The sequence below is a fragment of the Pseudomonas sp. BLCC-B112 genome, from assembly GCF_028550695.1.
Lineage (GTDB): Bacteria > Pseudomonadota > Gammaproteobacteria > Pseudomonadales > Pseudomonadaceae > Aquipseudomonas > Aquipseudomonas danubii.
The window spans coordinates 840,589-859,914 of record NZ_JAQQGK010000001.1 but is presented as its reverse complement, the minus strand read 5'-3'; the positions used below and the strand labels follow the sequence as shown (position 1 = coordinate 859,914).

General features: G+C 63.0%; 13 protein-coding genes. 1 reads left to right on the top strand and 12 read right to left on the bottom strand.

What is annotated here, in order from left to right; genetic code table 11:
• Window positions 1-22: 22 nt before the first annotated feature.
• From dmpG to aceK, 7 genes are all read right to left on the bottom strand, one after another.
• Window positions 23-1,024 carry a 4-hydroxy-2-oxovalerate aldolase gene (dmpG, locus tag PQT43_RS04050; RefSeq protein ID WP_110595115.1) on the bottom strand — a complete coding sequence of 334 codons (1,002 nt, stop codon included), beginning with the start codon at window positions 1,022-1,024 and terminating at the stop codon, window positions 23-25.
• Window positions 1,025-1,686: 662 nt separating this feature from the next.
• Window positions 1,687-3,021, bottom strand: coding sequence for an OprO/OprP family phosphate-selective porin (locus tag PQT43_RS04045; protein WP_102878782.1), 1,335 nt, complete (start codon window positions 3,019-3,021; stop codon window positions 1,687-1,689).
• Between the two features lie 295 nt (window positions 3,022-3,316).
• Window positions 3,317-3,550 (bottom strand): anti-sigma factor family protein, encoded by a 234-nt coding sequence (locus PQT43_RS04040; RefSeq protein ID WP_102861663.1) that lies wholly within the window; start codon window positions 3,548-3,550, stop codon window positions 3,317-3,319.
• Window positions 3,544-4,158 carry an RNA polymerase sigma factor gene (locus PQT43_RS04035; protein ID WP_102861662.1) on the bottom strand — a complete coding sequence of 205 codons (615 nt, stop codon included), beginning with the start codon at window positions 4,156-4,158 and terminating at the stop codon, window positions 3,544-3,546. The genes PQT43_RS04040 and PQT43_RS04035 overlap by 7 nt, the downstream gene beginning before the upstream one ends.
• 80 nt (window positions 4,159-4,238) lie before the next feature.
• Window positions 4,239-5,360 carry a beta-ketoacyl-ACP synthase III gene (locus tag PQT43_RS04030; RefSeq protein ID WP_102861661.1) on the bottom strand — a complete coding sequence of 374 codons (1,122 nt, stop codon included), beginning with the start codon at window positions 5,358-5,360 and terminating at the stop codon, window positions 4,239-4,241.
• A 293-nt stretch (window positions 5,361-5,653) separates the two neighbouring features.
• Window positions 5,654-9,565, bottom strand: a complete 3,912-nt coding sequence (gene hrpA / locus PQT43_RS04025) for an ATP-dependent RNA helicase HrpA (RefSeq protein WP_272753538.1) — start codon at window positions 9,563-9,565, stop codon at window positions 5,654-5,656.
• A gap of 132 nt (window positions 9,566-9,697) precedes the next feature.
• Window positions 9,698-11,419 (bottom strand): bifunctional isocitrate dehydrogenase kinase/phosphatase, encoded by a 1,722-nt coding sequence (gene aceK, locus PQT43_RS04020; protein WP_110651930.1) that lies wholly within the window; start codon window positions 11,417-11,419, stop codon window positions 9,698-9,700.
• 249 nt (window positions 11,420-11,668) lie between these two features.
• Between aceK and PQT43_RS04015 the strand changes: the two genes are divergently transcribed.
• Window positions 11,669-12,565, top strand: coding sequence for a DMT family transporter (locus PQT43_RS04015; protein WP_170001317.1), 897 nt, complete (start codon window positions 11,669-11,671; stop codon window positions 12,563-12,565).
• A gap of 191 nt (window positions 12,566-12,756) precedes the next feature.
• Here PQT43_RS04015 and PQT43_RS04010 read toward each other — a convergent pair whose 3' ends face one another.
• From PQT43_RS04010 to PQT43_RS03990, 5 genes are all read right to left on the bottom strand, one after another.
• Entirely contained in the window at window positions 12,757-14,337 is a 1,581-nt protein-coding gene (locus PQT43_RS04010; protein WP_272753537.1) for an aldehyde dehydrogenase (NADP(+)), read from the bottom strand.
• A gap of 42 nt (window positions 14,338-14,379) precedes the next feature.
• On the bottom strand, window positions 14,380-15,375 hold the full coding sequence (gene araD1 / locus PQT43_RS04005; RefSeq protein ID WP_110651928.1) for an AraD1 family protein: 996 nt from the start codon (window positions 15,373-15,375) through the stop codon (window positions 14,380-14,382).
• 52 nt (window positions 15,376-15,427) lie between these two features.
• Window positions 15,428-16,603, bottom strand: a complete 1,176-nt coding sequence (locus PQT43_RS04000) for an L-rhamnonate dehydratase (RefSeq protein WP_272753536.1) — start codon at window positions 16,601-16,603, stop codon at window positions 15,428-15,430.
• Between the two features lie 33 nt (window positions 16,604-16,636).
• Window positions 16,637-17,962: an MFS transporter gene (locus PQT43_RS03995; RefSeq protein ID WP_102878775.1), complete on the bottom strand. Its 1,326-nt coding sequence runs from the start codon at window positions 17,960-17,962 to the stop codon at window positions 16,637-16,639.
• A 343-nt stretch (window positions 17,963-18,305) separates the two neighbouring features.
• Window positions 18,306-19,310, bottom strand: a complete 1,005-nt coding sequence (locus tag PQT43_RS03990) for a 4-hydroxythreonine-4-phosphate dehydrogenase PdxA (RefSeq protein WP_213664900.1) — start codon at window positions 19,308-19,310, stop codon at window positions 18,306-18,308.
• Window positions 19,311-19,326 lie beyond the last annotated feature (16 nt).

The following is a 19,326-nucleotide window of genomic DNA, read 5'->3' as shown; positions in this document are numbered from 1 at the left end:
GCTTATGGGAAGTCAGTTGAATTCACAGCGCCTTGGCCAGATTCATCGCAACTTCAATAATCAGGTCTTCCTGACCTGCCACTACTTTTCTTTTGCCCAGCACGCGATATATATCCAGCGCCGCGACACCATGTTGTTGTGCGGCCTTCAACACCGGTTTTTCAAACCCCGAGAACACCCCGTACAAACCGCTGACAATGTTCATGGCACTGATATGGGGCTGGGCGCTCTTGATCCGGTCCGTGCTCTGCTCCGAGGCGACGATCATGGCAAAGGCCCGAGCCTCGTCCACCAGACCGAGCTTCATCAGCGCCGCGCACAACACTTCCAAGGGGGTATTGCCGGCGCCGGCGCCGAGGCCATTGATGGTGCCGTCGAGCAACCGGGCTCCGGCCCTGACCGCACTCAGGCTGTTGGCCACCGCCAGCCCCAGGTTGTTATGCCCGTGAAAACCTATGGGCACCGGCAACTCCTGGGCCAGCAGCGAGACCTTTTCAAAGGCGTCCTGCTCCATGTAGGCCCCGGCGGAATCCATCAGCACAATGGCGTCGGCGCCGTAGCTGACCTGCAGTCGGGCCTGCTCCAGCAGGGTCCGGGCACTGGCCATGTGGGTCATCATCAGCACGCCTTGGGCCTCGGCGCCCCGTGACTTGACGAAGTCGATGTAGCGCGCGGTGATATCGGCCTCGGTGCAATGGCAGGCGATGCGCAGCACATCCACCCCCTGCTCGATGGCCATGTGCAGATGATCGATCCTGGCGAACCCGGGAATCGCATGAATTCCCAGGCGGGTCTGCTGCAAGGCTTCCCGGGCGGTGCTCAGCATCGCTTCATCACTGTGGGGAGCCAGTCCCAACTGCAGGGACGAAGCCCCCAGGCCGTTGCCATGGCCGACCTCCACGCAATAGAGCCCACAGGCATCCACGGCGCGGCAATAGGCACTGATGTCCTCCAGGCCAAGGCGGTGCCCGAGCGCATGATTACCGTCCCGAAGTGTCGGGTCGTAAAGTTCAACTTTCGTCATGTCAGCAATCCCTTGCGACCCCCGGTACAGGGGTACTTAATGACTCTGCCCCACCCTTCACTTCCTTGAAGGGCTTATCGGGCCGGGGCATGACCAAACCAACCAGCGCCGGCCACCAGCGTATTAACAATCCGGTTAAAGCTCTAACTTCCCTGACAACAATCAGCCTGACCAGCTCTACAAAACTCCGTGTAGAACACTATCTTTCAGACAACTTTCCCAATGCTTGATCTGAAATCTTTTTTGATACTTCCATAGCCATTCCGAGACTGTCAACCGCACTAATTTCATTCTAAAAAACCGTAATATTATTTAAGAAAGAAAATCACTCCAGAAAAAAAACCATATCGACGCCCTCGCCTCATCCACCATTGCCCCGTATCGACTGGCCCATGAGCACTTTCGCCAACGGCTGTAGCGAGAGCGATTGATGGCGGATTTCAACAGCGAAAATAAACTCGACGGGAACTATCCAGAGGCTATTTATTTTTTAAATTTGACGCCTGCCAAGGGGCTAACTAGCGTCCTTCGATCGCTATAACCTTCACTCCAGAAACAGCGTATTGCCGTATTCGGGCAAAAAAAAACCCCGCCGCAGCGGGGTCAAAACGAGAGGAGCTATAACGGATGAGAAAGAGCTCTACCTGGATGTTGCAACAGCCTTAGAACACGTACTGCACGCGAGCCACCAGGGCGTCGCCACTGTCATCGCCAACGCTGTTGCTGATCTTGTCGGTGCTGACCTTGATGTAGTTGGCGGACACCTTGATCGCCTCGTTGGCGTACCAGTTGACCCCGATGGTGTTCATGTTGGCCTTGGCATCGCCAACTTCACGGGTAGCGGTGGCGGCGACGATGTTCTTGTCATCAACCTTGATGTTGTCGTAGCGGTAGAACACTTCCCAGGCACCGTACTGCTTGTTTTCCGGCTTGATGGTGTCGAACTTGGCGCCATCGAGTTTGTAGACCCGGGATTCGCCGGTCAGGGTGTAGGCCAGTTGGCCGTAGAAACCGTTGGCCTTGACGTCCTTGTAAGCGTTGCTGTCGGCTTTGAGCTTGCGAGTCAGGTATTCCGCCTGGGCCGAGAACGGGCCACTGGCGAAGGCGAACTCGCCGCCGAACACTCGGTCATTGTCATAAGCGCCTGCTGTCGTCAGGTTCGAGGCGTTCAGGCCCACGCCACCGCCGAAGGTAGCGCGGTTGCCGTTGGCGCCGGCATCGTTGCCGCCGTTGGTGGCGATGCCACGCACGCCCAGGCGAGGACGAATCCGCGAGTCGAAAGCGGTATCGCCCAGATCGCGGCTGGCGAAGTCCAGGCCGAAGTGCAGGACGTTGCCGGTTTCATGCAGCGGTGCAAACACGGCACGGGCGTTGAGCTGCTTGACGCTGTCGCCATCGCTGTCGTTGATGTCCTTGGCCGAGACGCTGCCGGACAGGTAAGCCATGTCGGCCACCACCGAGCTGACCTGCAGCCCCATGCCGTTCTCGTGGGAGTTGATCCAGTCGGCCAGCTCGTAGGCGGCGTTACGCTCCATGGAGGTGACCCACTTGGAGCTGGTGGCCTTCTCCAGACCGAAGTCGGCGTCGAAACGACCGGCGCGAATGGTCACCGGCTTGAAGCCCACATAAGAGATGGATGCCTCGTCGAAGTAACCGTCATCGGAGGTGCCTGAGTTGTGGGAGAAGTCGTAGCTGATCTGGTATTTCCAATCCTTGTAGGCGGTGCCGCCCAATTCCAGATAGGCGCGGCGGAAGTAGGCGCCGTCGCCGGTATCACCATTCTTGGTGTAGAACCCGTCGAAACGGCCATAGTCGGCTTGCAGACGACCGCCCAGCTTGAAGCTGAATGCGGAGTCGGTGGTAGCAACCTCAAGGCCGCCCTTGGTTTTGACTACGATATCGGCGCCGTCGGTGGTGACGGTGCCAGCGAAAGCCTGGGCGGTTACTGCCAGGGCCAGGGCGCTGGCGGCAAAACCGGCGAAGTGCTTACGGATCATCGAAGAGTTCCCCTAATTGGTGGTCTGTAGCGTTGGAAAACACGCGGGGTTGGCCCGCTGGTGTTGGGTGGGAATCTTGGCGATGGGTTATTTCAGCCGGGTTGCTGATAGATAAAGATTTAATTACAGGGGAACTTTTTTACTTCGAAATGCAATAAGGCAAAAAGCCCGTGCTAGAGCGCTTTCGCCAGGGTTTGCGGGGGAATGGGGGGACATTACAGGGCTGTCACCTTCGATCGGATGACCGATTGATGACAGATGCGGATGCACAGCGGCATCCGCATGGGGGCAAAGGTCAGAGGTCGCGCTTGTGCTCGGCAGCCAGGCGTTCGGCCAGTTCGTCCAGGCCTTCCAGAGGCGGCTCGGGAAGCACCCGCAAGGTGGCCTGGAGCAGGCGCATCTGACGAATGAAACGCCGGCAATTGGGGCAGAACAGCAGATGATGGCGAACCATCAGGCGCTCGCGAAAACTCAGCTGGCCGTCCAGGTAGTCGCTGGAACGTGCCACTTGTTCCTTACAGGTCAGCATTGGCCGGTTTCCTCAAAATGCTCCACGGTGGCGAAGACTTTCAAACGCGCCCGGTGCAACAGCACCCGTACATTGGAGAGCGTGAGCCCCAAAAGATTACAGATTTCTTCCAGTTCCAACCCCTGACGTTCGCGCAACAGCAGGACGCTGCTTTGCAGTTCCGAGAGGCTGAGCAGGGTGTGCTCCAGGCAGTCACGCAGCTCGGACTCGGTCAGCAGGGCCTCCGGGGTGTCTTCGTGCCAGGCGAAGGGCGCCACCAGCCAGTGGCCATCGCTGGAAGAGAAACGCTCATCGCCCACGGTGCCGTGGGGGGCGGGCAAATCATCCAGCAGGACTTCCCGGCGATTCTGTTTGTAACGGCCCTTGGCCGCGTTGGACGTGATGGTCAGCAGCCAGGTCTTGAGGCTGGAACGCCCCTGAAACCCTGACAGATTGCGCACCACCGACAACCAGGCGTCCTGTACCACTTCATCGGCATGGCGGTTGCCGACAATGGCGTAAGCCACCGCGCGCATAGCGCTCTGGTAGGTACTGACCAGTTCCTTGTATGCCTTTTGCTCACCCGCCAAAAGGCGCTCTAGCAGTTGCGTGTCATCAGCAGCAGCCATTCGTGCCTCGTTCAATCATGCAGGTTTGAGAGGGTATGACGCGCCAACCCGGCCCTGCGCCACACCCGCATCAGCCTAGATCAACGCTTGCGCAGCAGTACGCTGCCGATGGAGTAGCCAGCGCCGAAGGAACTGAGCACGGCCAGGGAGCCGCTGGCCAGGTCGTCCTGGTACTTGTGGAAGGCAATCACCGAGCCGGCCGAACTGGTGTTGGCGTAAGTGTCGAGAATCACCGGGGCCTCTTCCACCGTGGCTTCACGGCCCAGGAGTTTCTTGACGATCAGGTGGTTCATGCTCAGGTTGGCCTGGTGCAGCCAGAAACGCTTCACGTCGCCGACATTGAGCTGGTTCTCTTCCAGGTGGGCCGCGATCAGTTCGGCCACCATCGGGCAAACGTCACGGAACACCTTGCGGCCTTCCTGGACGAACAGCTTGTCCCGGGCACCTATGCCCTCTTCCGCCGCGCGGTTGAGGAAACCGAAGTTGTTGCGGATGTTGTTGGAGAACTGGGTCAGCAACTTGGTGCTGACGATCTCGAACTGCTGGGCCGAGGTGGCGAGGTCGGCACGCTCGATGATCACCGCGGTGGCGGCGTCGCCGAAGATGAAGTGGCTGTCGCGGTCACGGAAGTTCAGGTGTCCGGTGCAGACTTCCGGGTTGACCATCAGGATGGCCCGGGCCTGGCCCAGTTGCACGCTGTTGCAGGCAGCCTGGATGCCGAAGGTCGCCGAAGAACAGGCCACGTTCATGTCAAAGCCGAAGCCCTGGATGCCCAGGGCGGCCTGGACTTCGATGGCGATGGCCGGATAGGCACGCTGCAGGTTGGAACAGGCAACGATCACCCCGTCGATGTCGGCGGCGGTCTTGCCGGCCCGTTGCAGGGCCTGTTCGGCGGCGGCGACCGCCATCTGGCAAAGCACCGACCATTCGTCGTTGGAACGTTCCGGCAGGCGCGGAGCCATGCGTTGCGGGTCGAGGATGCCGTCCTTGTCCATGACGAAGCGACTTTTGATCCCCGAGGCCTTTTCAATGAAAGCGGCGTTGGATTCGGTCAGGGCCTGCACCTCGCCCCGCTCGATGGCCGCGGCGTTGTCGCTGTTGAACTGGTGGACGTAGGCATTGAAAGATTCCACCAGCTCTTCGTTGGAAATGCTGTTGGCCGGGGTAAACAGGCCGGTGCCGCTGATGACGACGTTATGCACGGTCGTTCCTCTAGTGTGATGAGGCAGAAGGTCTTGGCACCGCCGTGCCAAACCATAAACGGACTGCCCCGCTGGTGGGAGCCTTCCTGGCATCGCTTTATTCCGATCCGCCCGTTTGCCTGGGGTACAGAACAACAGGGCCGGTATTTATGACGGCGGAGTTTGCCATAAACACCGGCATTTCGCCGCAATTGCAGTGTGCCCGGTGGGCGCCGGCTTGACGGCGAAGGGGCCTTGGAGCCTTGAGTTGCCCACGCAGACACCTTCGCTGGGGAGCCGGCGCCTGCATGGGCTCAGGCTTCGACCTGGCTCCACTGCTTGTTCAGGCGTTTGTCGGAAATCGGCACCTTGGTCCCCAGTTGCTGGGCAAACAAGGACACCCGGTATTCCTCCAGCCACCAGCGATACAGCTCCAGTTGCGGGTCGCGCTTGCCTTCCTGGGCATGCTTCTGCGCCCGGGTCTGGTACTGGCTCCACAGGCCCGCCAGCTCAGTGCTCCAGACCCGATCCTTCTGCAGCTGGCTGCCGAGTTTCTCGAAACGCAGTTCCACCGCCTTGAGGTAGCGCGGCAGTTCCTTGAGCCACAGGGCCGGGGTTTCCCGGACAAAGCCCGGGTACACCAGATTCGCCAACTGCGACTTGATGTCGTTGAGGGCCACCGCCTGGGCCAGGTCGATCTTGCCCTTGAAGCGTTTTTGCAGGCCGTGCCAAAGCTTGAGAATCTCCAGGGTCAGGCGTGCCAGACGCTCGGCGTGCTCGGTCCAGGCGCCGCGTTTGCGCTCGGCCAGGGACGCCAGGCCCGCGCCATCGCGAGGCAGCGAGGCTTCGCCGTCGAGGATGCAGCTGTCGAGGCTGGCCAGGAGGATGTCCTCCACCAGGGCATCGACCCGGCCCAGTTCACGGTACAGCAGGCCCAGCTCAGTCAGCCCCGGCAGCTTGCCGCGCAGGAACTTGGCCGGTTCGGCCAATTGCTGCAACAGCAGGCGCTGCAGGGCCCGGCGATGCTGGAATTCGGCCTCGGCGGCGGTGGAGAAACGCCCTTCCTTGACCGTCCCCGCCTCTTCCACCAGGGCCGGGTACACCGTCATCGACAGTCCGGCGATCTTCTGCTGGGTCTTTTCCGCGACCGCGGCAAACACACGGGCCTCCACCGGCTGCTGGCTCTTGGCGGTTTGCGGCACGGCCAGGGCGGCCTGGCTGGCTTCGGCAAAACGCGCGGTCAGTTCGGCCAGGTCGCGACCTTCGCCAAGGAACTTGCCCTGGGCGTCGACGATTTCCAGGTTCATCCGCAGGTGGCTCTCCACCTGCTGCGCGGCCTCGCTCCAGGCCTCGTCGCTGACCCGGGCGCCGGTCATGCGCAACAGTTCGCGGCCCAGGGCCTGGGGCAACGAACCTTCGGCGAAGACCATGCGCTGCAAGGCCGCCTTGACGAAGTCCGGCACTGGCACGAAGTTTTTGCGCAGGGCCTTGGGCAGGTTGCGCACCAGGGCGATGCACTTGGCCTCGATCAACCCCGGCACCAGCCATTCCAGGCGTTCGGCGGGCAGCGCCGGCAGCAGGGGCGCCGGCACCCGCAGGGTCACGCCGTCCCGGGGGTGGTTGGGCTCGAAGTGATAACTCAGGGCCAGTTCCAGATCGCCAATATGCAGGGTGTCCGGGTACTGCTTGGCGGTGACTTCACTGGCCTCGCGGGCCAGCACGTCTTCTTCGCGCATGATCAACAGCTGCGGGTTCTTCTGGCTGTGGACCCGGTACCAACTGTCGAAGGTCGCGGTCTGGTGGATCTCCGCCGGCAGGCGCTCGTCGTAGAAGGCGAACAGGGTTTCCTCGTCCGCCAGGATGTCCCGGCGCCGAGCCTTGGCCTCCAAGGCGTCGAGCTGTTCCAGCAACTGGGTGTTGGCGCTCAGGCACTTGGCCTTGGACTGGATCTCACCGCGCACCAGGGCTTCGCGGATAAACAACTCGCGGGACACCACCGGGTCCACTGGCCCGTAATGCACCGGCCGACGGCCGACCACGATCAGCCCGAACAGGGTGATCTGCTCGTAGGCCACCACCTGGCCACGCTTCTTCTCCCAATGGGGTTCGAAGTGGTTCTTCTTCACCAGGTGGCCGGCCAGGGGCTCGATCCAGTCGGGCTCGATCTTGGCCACCATGCGCGCATAGAGCTTGGTGGTCTCCACCAGCTCGGCAGTCATCAGCCATTGCGGGCGCTTCTTGCCCAGGCCCGAGGACGGGTGAATCCAGAAACGTCGCTGCCGGGCACCGAGGTAGTCGCCGTCTTCGGTCTTCTGGCCGATCTGGCTCAGCAGGCCCACCAGCACCGCCTTGTGCAGTTTCGGGTAGTCCGCCGGTTCCTTGTTCAGGCTCAGTTGCAGGTCGCGGCAGATCAGGCTCAGCTGCCGGTGCGAATCGCGCCATTCCCGCAGGCGCAGGTAATTCAGGAAATTCTTGCGGCACCAGTTGCGCAGCGGGCTGGCGGTCAGGGCCTGGCGCTGCTCTTCAAAGCCGCGCCACAGATTGACCAGCCCGGCGAAGTCCGAATCCACGTCCTTCCACTGTGCATGGGCCTGGTCGGCGGCTTGCTGACGCTCCGGCGGACGTTCGCGAGGGTCCTGGATCGACATGGCACTGGCAACGATCAGCACTTCCTGCAGGCTGCCGAGCTTGGCCGCTTCGAGCAGCATGCGGCCCATGCGCGGGTCCACCGGCAGCCGCGCCAGTTGCCGGCCCAGGGGCGTCAACTGACTGTTGCGGTCCACTGCCGAGAGTTCTTGCAGCAGGTTGAAACCGTCGCTGATGGCCTTGCCATCCGGCGGCTCGATAAACGGGAAGGCGGTGATTTCCCCCAGGCGCAGATGGAGCATCTGCAGGATCACCGCCGCCAGGTTGGTACGCAGGATTTCCGGATCGGTGAACTCCGGCCGGCCGAGGAAATCTTCCTCGCTGTACAGGCGCACGCAGATCCCCGGCTCGACCCGGCCACAACGGCCTTTACGCTGGTTGGCGCTGGCCTGGGACACCGCCTCGATGGGCAGGCGCTGGACCTTGGCCCGGTAGCTGTAGCGGCTGATGCGTGCAGTGCCGCTGTCGATCACATAGCGAATGCCCGGCACGGTCAGCGAGGTTTCCGCAACGTTGGTCGCCAGCACCACCCGCCGGCCCGGGTGGGACTGGAAGATCCGCTGCTGTTCCGCCGGCGACAGGCGCGCGTACAGCGGCAGGATCTCGGTGTGCTTGAGCTGAGCCTTGCGCAGCATGTCCGCGGCGTCGCGAATTTCCCGCTCCCCCGGCAGGAACACCAGCACGTCTCCGGGACTGCGGCGTTCGCTGCGCTCGTAGGCGGCGATTTCATCCAGGGTGGCGAGGATCGCCTGGTCCACCGTCAGGTCGTCCTCGACCCGGTTGCCCTCCTCGTCCTGCTCCAGGGTCAGGGGGCGATACCAGGTTTCCACCGGAAAGGTGCGGCCAGAGACTTCGACGATCGGCGCGTTATCGAAGTGCTTGGAGAAACGCTCCAGGTCGATGGTGGCCGAGGTGATGATGACCTTCAGGTCCGGACGCCGAGGCAACAGGGTCTTGAGGTAACCGAGGAGGAAGTCGATGTTCAGACTGCGCTCGTGGGCCTCGTCGACGATGATCGTGTCGTAGCGCTCCAGGTAACGGTCGTTCTGGGTTTCCGCCAGCAGGATGCCGTCGGTCATCAACTTGATCAGGGTGCTGGAGTCGCTCTGATCCTCGAAACGCACCTGGTAACCCACCAGCGAACCCAGGGGCGTAGCCAGTTCTTCGGCCACTCGGCTGGCGACGCTGCGGGCAGCGATCCGCCGGGGCTGGGTATGGCCGATCAGACCGTGCTGGCCGCGGCCGATCTCCAGGCAGATCTTCGGCAACTGGGTGGTTTTGCCCGAGCCGGTCTCACCGGCAATGATCAGCACCTGATGCTTGAGCAGCGCCTCCTTGATCTCGTCGCGCTTGGCGGCGATCGGCAGGCTGTCGTCATAGCGGATCAGCGGCACGCTGTCGCGCCGCGCCGTCACTAGGTTGCACGACGCCTGCATCCGCTCCAGCCACTGGGCGAGCTTGGCCTCGTCGGGCTTCTTGCGCAGTTCAAGCAACTGCCGACGCAACCGGTGGCGGTCGGCGAGCATGGCTTGATCGAGGTTTTTCAACAGTTGGTCGATTGCAGGCGATTCGGAAGTCATCAGGTACGCAAAATGTCGTCTATGTAGGCAGGGCGCGATTGTCGCAGAAAAGCGCAGGCAATACGTAGGAGCCGGCGTGCCGGCGAAGGCGTCCTCACGGGCACCTTCGCTGGCACGCCGGCTCCTGCACTTCTATTCGTCTTCCAGGCCTTTGCGCCGGTAAGGGAAGACATCGATGATCTTGCCGGCGCGGATGGCGTCCTGCAGGCCCTTCCAGTAGTCGGCGTTGTACAGCTCGCCGTGCAGCTGGTCGAACAGCTTGCGCTGGCCGGCATCGGCGAACAGGAACGGCGGGAACTCCTCGGGAAACACGTCGTGGGGGCCGATGGAATACCAGGGCTCGGAAGCCATCTCGTCCTCCGGCGTACGGGGCGCCGGAATGTGACGGAAGTTGGCTTCGGTGAGGTAGCAGATCTCGTCGTAGTCGTAGAACACCACCCGGCCGTGACGGGTCACGCCGAAGTTTTTCAGCAGCATGTCGCCGGGGAAGATGTTGGCTGCCGCCAGTTGCTTGATCGCCAGGCCGTAGTCCTCCAGAGCCTCGCGGACCTGATCCGGGTTGGCGTGCTCCAGGTAGAGGTTGAGCGGGGTCATGCGGCGCTCGGTCCAGCAGTGGCGGATCAGCACGGTCTGGTCTTCCACGGCCACGGTGGACGGCGCCACTTCCAACAGTTCCTCAAGGCAGGCCGGGTCGAACTTGCTCAGGGGGAAGCGGAAATCGGCGAACTCCTGGGTATCGGCCATGCGCCCGACCCGGTCGACGCTTTTCACCAACCGGTACTTCTCGATCACCGTGGCCCGGTCGACGTTCTTCGACGGCGAGAAGCGGTCCTTGATGATCTTGAACACGGTGTTGAAGCCCGGCAGGGTGAACACGCTCATGACCATGCCGCGCACACCGGGAGCCATGATGAAACGGTCATCGGTGCTGGCCAGGTGGTTGATCAGGGCGCGGTAGAACTCCGACTTGCCGTGCTTGTAGAAGCCGATGGAGGTGTACAGCTCGGCGATGTGCTTGCCCGGCAGGATGCGCTTGAGAAAGCCGATGAACTCCGCCGGCACTGGCACATCCACCATGAAATACGAGCGGGTGAAGGAGAAGATGATCGAGACATCGGCTTCGTCGGTGATCAGCGCATCGATCTGGATGCCCCGGCCTTCACGATGCAGCAGCGGGATCACCAGGGGCCATTGCTCTTCGTGGGTGAAGATACGCCCCACCAGGTAAGCGCCCTTGTTGCGATAGAGCACCGAGGAGAACAGCTCCAGGGTCAACTCCGGGTCCTTGCACACCCAGTCCGGCAGGTTCTCCCGCAGTTGCGCCTCCAGGCGCCGCAGGTCGCCCGGCAGGTCGGCATAGTCCTCGCTGAAGCGGTAGTCGGCGAACACCTGCTCGAGCATCGCCGGCAGGTTGCCCTTGGGGTGGTAGCTGCGGGTCTGCGCGGCCCGGGCCCGGCGCAGGCTGGGCCGGGTGGTGTGGATGAACATGCAGCCGTCGCTGATCAGGTCATGGCTGAACAGCCCGCAGAAGATCGAGTTGTACCAGGTCTCGGACAGCTCATCGTCAAAACGCAGGTCGATCAGGCTGATGTAGGCGCTTTTCACCAGGGGCCACTGGCCGACATCCATCAACGCATCGTCGCTGAAGGACTGGTGCAACCGGGCCACGGTTTCCCCGACCTTTTCCTCATACAGGTTGATCCGCGCCGCCGAGGCCCTCTGCGCTTCCTGCCATTGCGCCTGCTCGAAGCGTTGCCGGGCACCGTCGGTGATCTGGCGAAAATGCTCGCGGTAGTCGTCGAAGCCATCGAGGATCATTCGAGCGATATCGGCGGCGGGCCATGACTGCGGCATAAGTAGACCTCTGCGGGAATTTACGATGCCAGAGCTTAGCCAGTGAAACGGCTTGAGGAGAAGCGTATTTTTGTGATCAAGCGTACGCCGGAAAATGACCCGGCAGTCGCCCTGCTCCCCAGGCTTGTGTGGCGGATCGTGGGACACAACAAACCCAGTGCCGGGTTTCTTCGCCCTGTGCGCCAATAAGGTTTGCCATGCCCGCCAGCGCTGGGCAAGATCCCCGCCCTCAAACCGAAGGATCCTTCCGTGAGACTTGTCGATCTCCTGCGTCTGTTGTCGCTGGCCGCCATCTGGGGCGCGAGCTTTTTATTCATGCGCATCATCGCCCCGGTGCTGGGCAGCGTACCCACGGCGTTTTTCCGGGTGTCGATTGCCGCGCTCGGGCTGCTGGTCATGCTGGCGCTGATGCGGGTCGACTGGAATTTTCGCGGCAAGCTCAAGACCGTGTTGCTGCTCGGTGTGATCAACTCAGGCATACCGGCAACGATGTATTCGGTGGCAGCCCAGGTGCTGCCTGCCGGCTACTCGGCGATCTTCAATGCCACCACGCCCTTGATGGGGGTGTTGATCGGCGGGCTGTTCTTTCATGAGCGGCTGAGCCTGAGCAAGATCGCCGGCGTCTGCCTGGGCCTGTTCGGCGTCGGCATCCTGACCCGCGCCGGCCCCGTGGCCTTCGACCATGAACTGCTGCTGGGCGCCCTGTCCTGCCTGATGGCCACCACCTGCTACGGCTTTGCCGGCTTCCTCGCGCGGCGCTGGCTGGATCAGGCCGGCGGCCTGGACAGTCGCCTCTCGGCGCTGGGCAGCATGCTCGGTGCCACCCTGCTGCTGTTGCCCCTGTTCGCCTACAACGCCATCAGCCAGCCGCCAGCCAGTTGGGGTGGCTGGAGCGTGTGGCTGTCGCTGCTGGGCTTGGGGCTGGGCTGCACGGCGTTTGCCTATGTGCTGTATTTCCGTCTGCTCAGCGCCATCGGTCCGGTGCGATCAATGACCGTGACCTTCATGATTCCGCCGTTCGGCGTGTTGTGGGGGGCCTTGCTGCTGGATGAGCCGCTGTCCATGGCGCATCTGTATGGCGGCGCGCTGATTGGCGCCGCCCTGTGGCTGGTGCTGCGGCCCACGGTCACGAGCAGCGCTCGCTGACCCGTGGCTCTTGTGGCCACGGCTAGCGCGGGTCGTGTAGCCGCTGCCGCAGGCGGCGAACGGCTTGGGCGGCATTGCGACGCAGCAGACGCGGCCATCTGGCGCCCGTACAAGGTTCGGCAGCAGACCGTCAAGCAAGGCCCTGCGGGCCTTTTCGCAGCCTCGCCGGAGCTCGGCAGCGGCTACGGAGCCTAAAGCGCGGCGTTGCTCATTTCGCCATCCACCAGACGCCGAATACCCAACGGGTTGGCATTGCGCAGGGCTTCGGGCAACAGCGCGTCCGGGTAGTTCTGGAAACACACCGGCCGCAGGAAGCGCTCGATCGCCAGACTGCCCACCGAGGTGCCCCGGGCATCGGAAGTGGCCGGGTAAGGCCCGCCATGAACCATGGCATCGCAGACTTCGACCCCGGTCGGATAACCGTTGAGCAACAGCCGACCGACCTTGTCCTGCAGGGTCTCGGTCAACCAGCGATGCTCCAGCAACTCCGGCTCCTCGCCGATCAGGGTCGCGGTCAGTTGCCCGCGCAGCCCCTGCAAGGCCGCCGCCAGCTCGCTCCAATCAGCCACTTCGATGACGATGCTGGCTGGGCCGAAGACTTCCTCCTGAAGCCGTTCATCCCCCTCCAGCAACAGGCTGACATCAGCCTGGAATAGCTGAGCCTGTGCCTGGGCGCCCTGTTGTGGCCGACCCGCCAGGTGCCGCAGGCGGGGATGCTGGTGCAAGGCTTCAACACCCCGGCAGTAGCTGGCCAGCGTGCCGCTGTTGAGCATGGTCTGCGGCGCCTGCTGGTCCATCTGCGCGCTGAACGCTTGGAGAAAGGCGCTGAACTGCGGCGAGCGCAGGCCGATGATCAGGCCCGGATTGGTACAGAACTGACCCGCGCCCAAGGTCACCGAGCCCGCCAGTTCGGCGGCGATCCGCGCGCCCCGGACCCTGAGTGCCTCGGGCAGCAGGATCACCGGGTTGATGCTCGACATCTCGGCGAACACCGGGATCGGCTGCGGCCGGTTCGCAGCCATCTGACACAAAGCGTTGCCGCCCTTGAGGGAGCCGGTAAAGCCCACTGCCTGGATCGCCGGGTGCTTGACCAGCCACTCCCCGACCCCGGCGCCGTAGATCATGTTGAACACCCCGGCGGGCATCTCGCTGCGCTGCGCCGCACGGATGATCGCGTCGGCCACCCACTCGGCGGTCGCCATGTGTCCGCTGTGGGCCTTGAACACCACCGGGCAACCGGCGGCCAGGGCCGCAGCGGTGTCGCCACCGGCCGTGGAAAACGCCAGGGGAAAGTTGCTCGCACCGAATACCGCCACCGGGCCCAGGCCGATATGGTACTGGCGCAAGTCCGGGCGCGGCAGCGGCTGGCGCTCGGGCAAGGCGCGATCGATGCGTGCGGCATAGAAGTCACCCCGACGCAGGACCCTGGCGAACAAGCGCAACTGGCCGCTGGTACGCCCACGCTCGCCCTGGATACGCGCAGCGGGCAAGGCGGTTTCCCGGCAGACGGTGGCGATGAAGTCATCGCCGAGACGATCCAGTTCATCGGCAATGGCATCGAGAAACTGGGCGCGCCTCTCGGCGCTGAGGTTGCGGTACAGCGGGAAGGCCTGCGCGGCGGCCCGGGCCGCAGCATCCACTTCTGCCGCAGTCGCCTGGAAGAAGCTTCCCGGCAGGGCTTGGCCACTGTCGGCATCCAGGCTGTGCAGTTGCACCTCACCCTGTGCGCTGCGGCCGCCGCCAATATAGTTGTGTCCAGACAAGCGAGTCATGAGGCATTCCTTGACCGGCGCCAGGGGCCGGTAGTTGAAGGTTTACAGGGCACGCACCTGGCCGATGGCCAAGGGCTGGGCGCTTTCGCCGATGGTGTTTTCCAGGGGCGCGCCGAAGGCTTCGAGGCTGATCTGGAAGCGGTCGCCGGGCCGCGTGCGCACCCCATCGGCAAAGGACAGGGTGGCGGTGCCGAAGTAGTGCACATGGACGTCACCGGGACGCAGGAACTGCGCGTACTTGAAGTGGTGGTATTCGAGGTTGGCCAGGCTGTGGCACATGTTGTCCTCGCCGCTGAGAAACTCCTTTTCCCAGAGCACTTCAGCGTCGCGGATGATGCGGCTGCGGCCCACCAGGTGCCGGGGCAGTTCGCCGACCCGCAATTCTGGGCCATAGGCGCAGTAGCGCAGCTTCGAGTGGGCCAGGTACAGGTAGTTGCGCCGCTCCATTACATGGTCGGAGAACTCGTTGCCCAGGGCATAACCGACGCGGTACGGCAGGCCATCCTCGCCGATCACATAAAGGCCGGTGAGCTCCGGCTCCTCGCCGGCATCCTCGGCAAAGGGCGGTACAGGAAAATCGCCGCCGGGAGGTACGACAATGCTGCCGTCGCCCTTGTAGAACCATTCCGGCTGGGCTCCCACTTGCCCGGCTGCGGGCTTGCCGCCTTCCAGGCCCCATTTGAAGATGCGCATGGTGTCGGTCATGCCGGCTTCCACCCCAGCGTCATGCTGGTGCATCTTGTCCCGGGCCGAGGCGCTGCCCAGGTGAGTCAGGCCGGTGCCGCTGATCAGGCAGTGGGCCGGGTCCTCATGATCCAGGGGCGGCAGGACCCGGCGCTGCTGCAGCAGCTGTGCATAGTCCGGCCCCGGATCACTGCCACGCCGTTGCGCTTCCTGCTGCAGGGTGCGCTGGTTGCGGATCGCCGCCAGGGCCAACTCTCGGGTGCTGGCGGTGTTGCGCAATACTCGCAGTTGCTGCTCTTCGATCACCCCGACCTGACGCTGACCGGTGCTGCTGAAAAATTGAATCAAGCGCATGTTCGCTCTCCCACAGGTCTGCACAGCGCCGCCCGCAAGCGGCGCCCGAGGCTTATTCGATGATGTTGAATTCGCTCAGGTAATCTTCGGAGATTTCCAGGCCCAGGCCCGGTTTGTGGTCGTCGAGCTGGATGTAGCCCTTGACCGGCTGCGGCTCGCCCTTGAACACGTAATAGAAGAGTTCGTTGCCGACCTCGACGTCGAACACCGGGAAGAACTCGGCCATCGGCGAGGCCGTGGTGGACAGGGTCAAGTGGTAGTTGTGCATCTGCCCGGCATGGGGAATCACCGGCACCGACCAGGCTTCGGCCATGGCGTTGATCTTGCGCGCGGCGGTGATGCCACCGACACGGTTGGTGTCGTACTGGATCACGTCGACGGCGCGACGTTCCAGCAGGTCCTTGAAGCCATAGGAAGTGAACTCGTGCTCGCCGCCGGAGATCGGCATGATGCCCATTTTCTTCAGCTCGACGTAGCCTTCGAGGTCATCGGCGATCACCGGCTCCTCCAGCCAGCGCGGCTCGAACTCCGCCAGCTTGGGCAACATGCGCCGGGCGTATTCCAGGGTCCAGCCCATATAGCACTCAAGCATGATGTCCACGTCCGGGCCGGCCAGTTCGCGCAGGGCGCGTACCTGCTCGATGTTGCGGCGCATGCCGGCCGGGCCGTCCTTGGGGCCGTAGCCGAAGCGCATCTTCAGCGCGGTGAAACCCTGGTTGAGGTAGCCCTGGGCCTCTTCGAGGAACAGATCGAGATTGTCATTGGCGTAGAGCTTGGAGGCGTAGGTCCAGATCTGGTCCTTGGTGCGCCCGCCGAGGAGCTTGAATACCGGCTTGTTCACTGCTTTGCCCATGATGTCCCAGAGGGCAATGTCGATCGCCGAGATGGCCGCCATGCCGATGCCCTTGCGCCCCCAGGCGTGGCTCTGACGGTACATTTTCTGCCAGATGTATTCGTTGTCGAAAGGGTCCTCACCGATGGCGATCGGGGCCAGGTAGGTGTCGATGATTTCCTTGGCCACCCGCGGCGCCAGGGCGCAATTGCCAATGCCCACCAGGCCGTTGTCGGTTTCCACTTCCACCACCAGCCAGCCGTGGAAACGGAACGAGCCCATGGCATCGCCACGCTCGAAGAGGATGTCCGTGGCGTTGGTGCAAAAGTGCGCCTGGGGTGGCACGACTTTGCCTTTCCACTCGAATACACGGGTACGGATCGCGGTGATTTTCATCAGGAGGTTTTCCTTGCAAGGCGTGGGTAGTGATCAGCCGACCTGGGCCGGTGTGAGCTGTTTGGGAGTGGTCGGGGTGTGCCGGGTATTCAGGCGTGACAACAGAATGGCGCCGAGGATGCCGACCAGGGCCAGGGCGAACATCCCCGCACGCGGGTCGGCAAACTGGGTTTCCATCAGGGTCTTGAGGTTCGGCGCGACAAAGCCGCCGAGGTTGCCGATGGAGTTGATCAGGGCGATGCCGCCGGCCGCCGCGGCGCCGCTGAGGTAGCCGGTGGGAATGGTCCAGAACAGCGGCTGCACGGCGACAAAGCCGGCGGCGGCGAAACAGAAGGCCAGGACCACCGGCACCATGCTGCTGCCCAGCGCCGAAGCAGCGATGCCCAGGGCGGCCATGCTCAGCATGACCACCGCCAGGTGCCGGTGCTGACCACTGCGGTCGGCATAGCGAGTCACCAGACGGGTCACCAGCAAGGCGCAGATCCACGGAATCGCGGTGATCAGCCCGACGCTAAGGCCGACGTGGCCATCCAGCAGCCCGGCGATGCGTGTCGGCAGGTAGAACACCACGCCGTAGACGCTCATCTGGATAGTGAAATAGGCCAGGCAGAATTGCAGGACCCGGCGGTTGCGCAAGGCACTGAAGAAGCCGTGGGGGCTGCTGTCCTTTTTCCTCGCGTCCTCTTCGGCCAGGGCCTCATGCAGCGCCTGCTTCTGCTCGTGGCTCAACCAGCGTGCATCGCCGGGACGATCCACCAGGTAAAAGTAGGCGGCGACGCCGACGACCGAGGCCATCAGGCCCTCGACCACGAACAGCCATTGCCAGTTGGTCAGGCCGAACACGCCGTGGAACTCCAGCAACCAACCCGATAGCGGGCTGCCCAGGACCAGCGCCAAGGGCAGACCGAAATAGAACAGCCCCAGGGCCTGGCCCCGGCTCTGGGCCGGGAACCAGTAAGTGAGGTACAGAATGATCCCCGGGAAGAAGCCGGCCTCGGCCACGCCCAGGAGAAAGCGCAGCACATAGAAGGTCTGGGCGTTGTGGGCGAACATCATCGCCGCCGACACCAGGCCCCAGGTGACCATGATCCGGCACAGCCAGACCCGCGCACCAAGGCGATGCAGCATGTAGTTGCTGGGCACTTCGAAGAAGGCGTAGCCGATGAAGAAAATACTCGCGCCAAAGGCGAAGGCCGCATCGCCGAGGCCGGTATCGGCTTGTAATGCGGCCTTGGCGAAGCCGACGTTGGAGCGGTCGATAAAGGCCAGGATGTACATCAGGATCAGGAACGGCAGCAGACGCAGCCGGCTTTTGGAGATGGCGCTGGCGAGCGCCAGCGCGGAATCTGGACGAGTCATGTGGATGTTCCTTGAGTGCCGATCATGCCTTGCGCAAGGGACAAGGCGGGCTTCTTGTAGTTGTTCGATCGCTTGAGGGAGTCGCTGGCAGCCGCTCAATCGATGGGGCGACTTTAGCCAGCGCCGACAGCACCGGCTAATCACTTATGGGTATCCAGCGATAACCACCGGTGATCGCAAGAGACCTTTTATCGCCTTTCAGGGTTATCAGAGAGAGCGCCTGCCTTTCGCCGGCCAGCCGGCTCCTACAGCCATGCCGGCCCAGGCGTTCCGGCAAACGGCGGATGCCAGAAAGCATTCCCATGCCAAGGCATGGGAATGCGCGAGCAAGCAAACGCTGCGATCAGTGGCGGTGGGCACCCATGCGGCAGGCGATCTCGAAGGCCTGGCCAATGGCGCCGGCATTGGCCAGGCCCTGCCCGGCAATATCGAACGCCGTACCGTGGGCCGGCGTGGTGATGGGAATAGGCAAGCCGCCCTGCACGGTGACGCCACGGGAAAAGCCCATGAGCTTGATCGCGATCTGCCCCTGGTCGTGGTACATGGTCACCACCGCGTCGAAGGCACTGGCGTCGCCCTGGACCTTGAGGAAGATGGTGTCAGCCGGATAAGGCCCGTCAGCGCCGATACCCAGGGCCTGGGCGGTCTTCACTGCCGGGCCGATGATATCCAGCTCCTCGCGACCAAAAGAGCCATGGTCGCCATTGTGCGGATTGAGACCGCAGACGCCGATGCGCGGCCGTGCCAGACCATTGCGTTTGAGGGCCTGGTCGATCAGTTGGATGGCCTCCAGCACTCGCGCCTGGCTGAGCAGGCCCGGCACCTCGGCCAGGGCCACATGGGAGGTCACCCGTGAGGTCCAGAGGTTGTCGAGGACGTTGAACTCACAGAACGGCCCGTGGAAGCCCAACCGCTCAGCGAACCAGTGCAGCTCATCGCTGTGGGCCATACCGGCCATGTGCAGCGAGGTCTTGTTCAAGGGGCCGAACAGCACCGCGTCAGTGGTCCCGTCGCGGGTCAGGCCCAGGGCCACTTCGAGGGTGTCAAGGCAATAACGCCCACCCACGGCGCTGGCTTGGCGGCGCGCAAACTCGCCTACTGCATTGCCGCGAAAATCATAGAACAGCGGCGTGTCGTCAGTGAACGCCAACGACTCCAGGGTACTGACCTTGCGATAGGCAAACTCGCACCCGGCGATGTCCATGCCGCGACGCATTTCTGCTTCATCGGCAATCAGGATCACCTTGGCCTGGGCCCGCACCTGGGGCTGGCTCAACAACCGGGCAATGAGTTCCGGGCCGATGCCAGCCGGGTCGCCCAGGACCATGGCGATGGTGCTCTTGCTCATGCTTCACTCCTTGCAG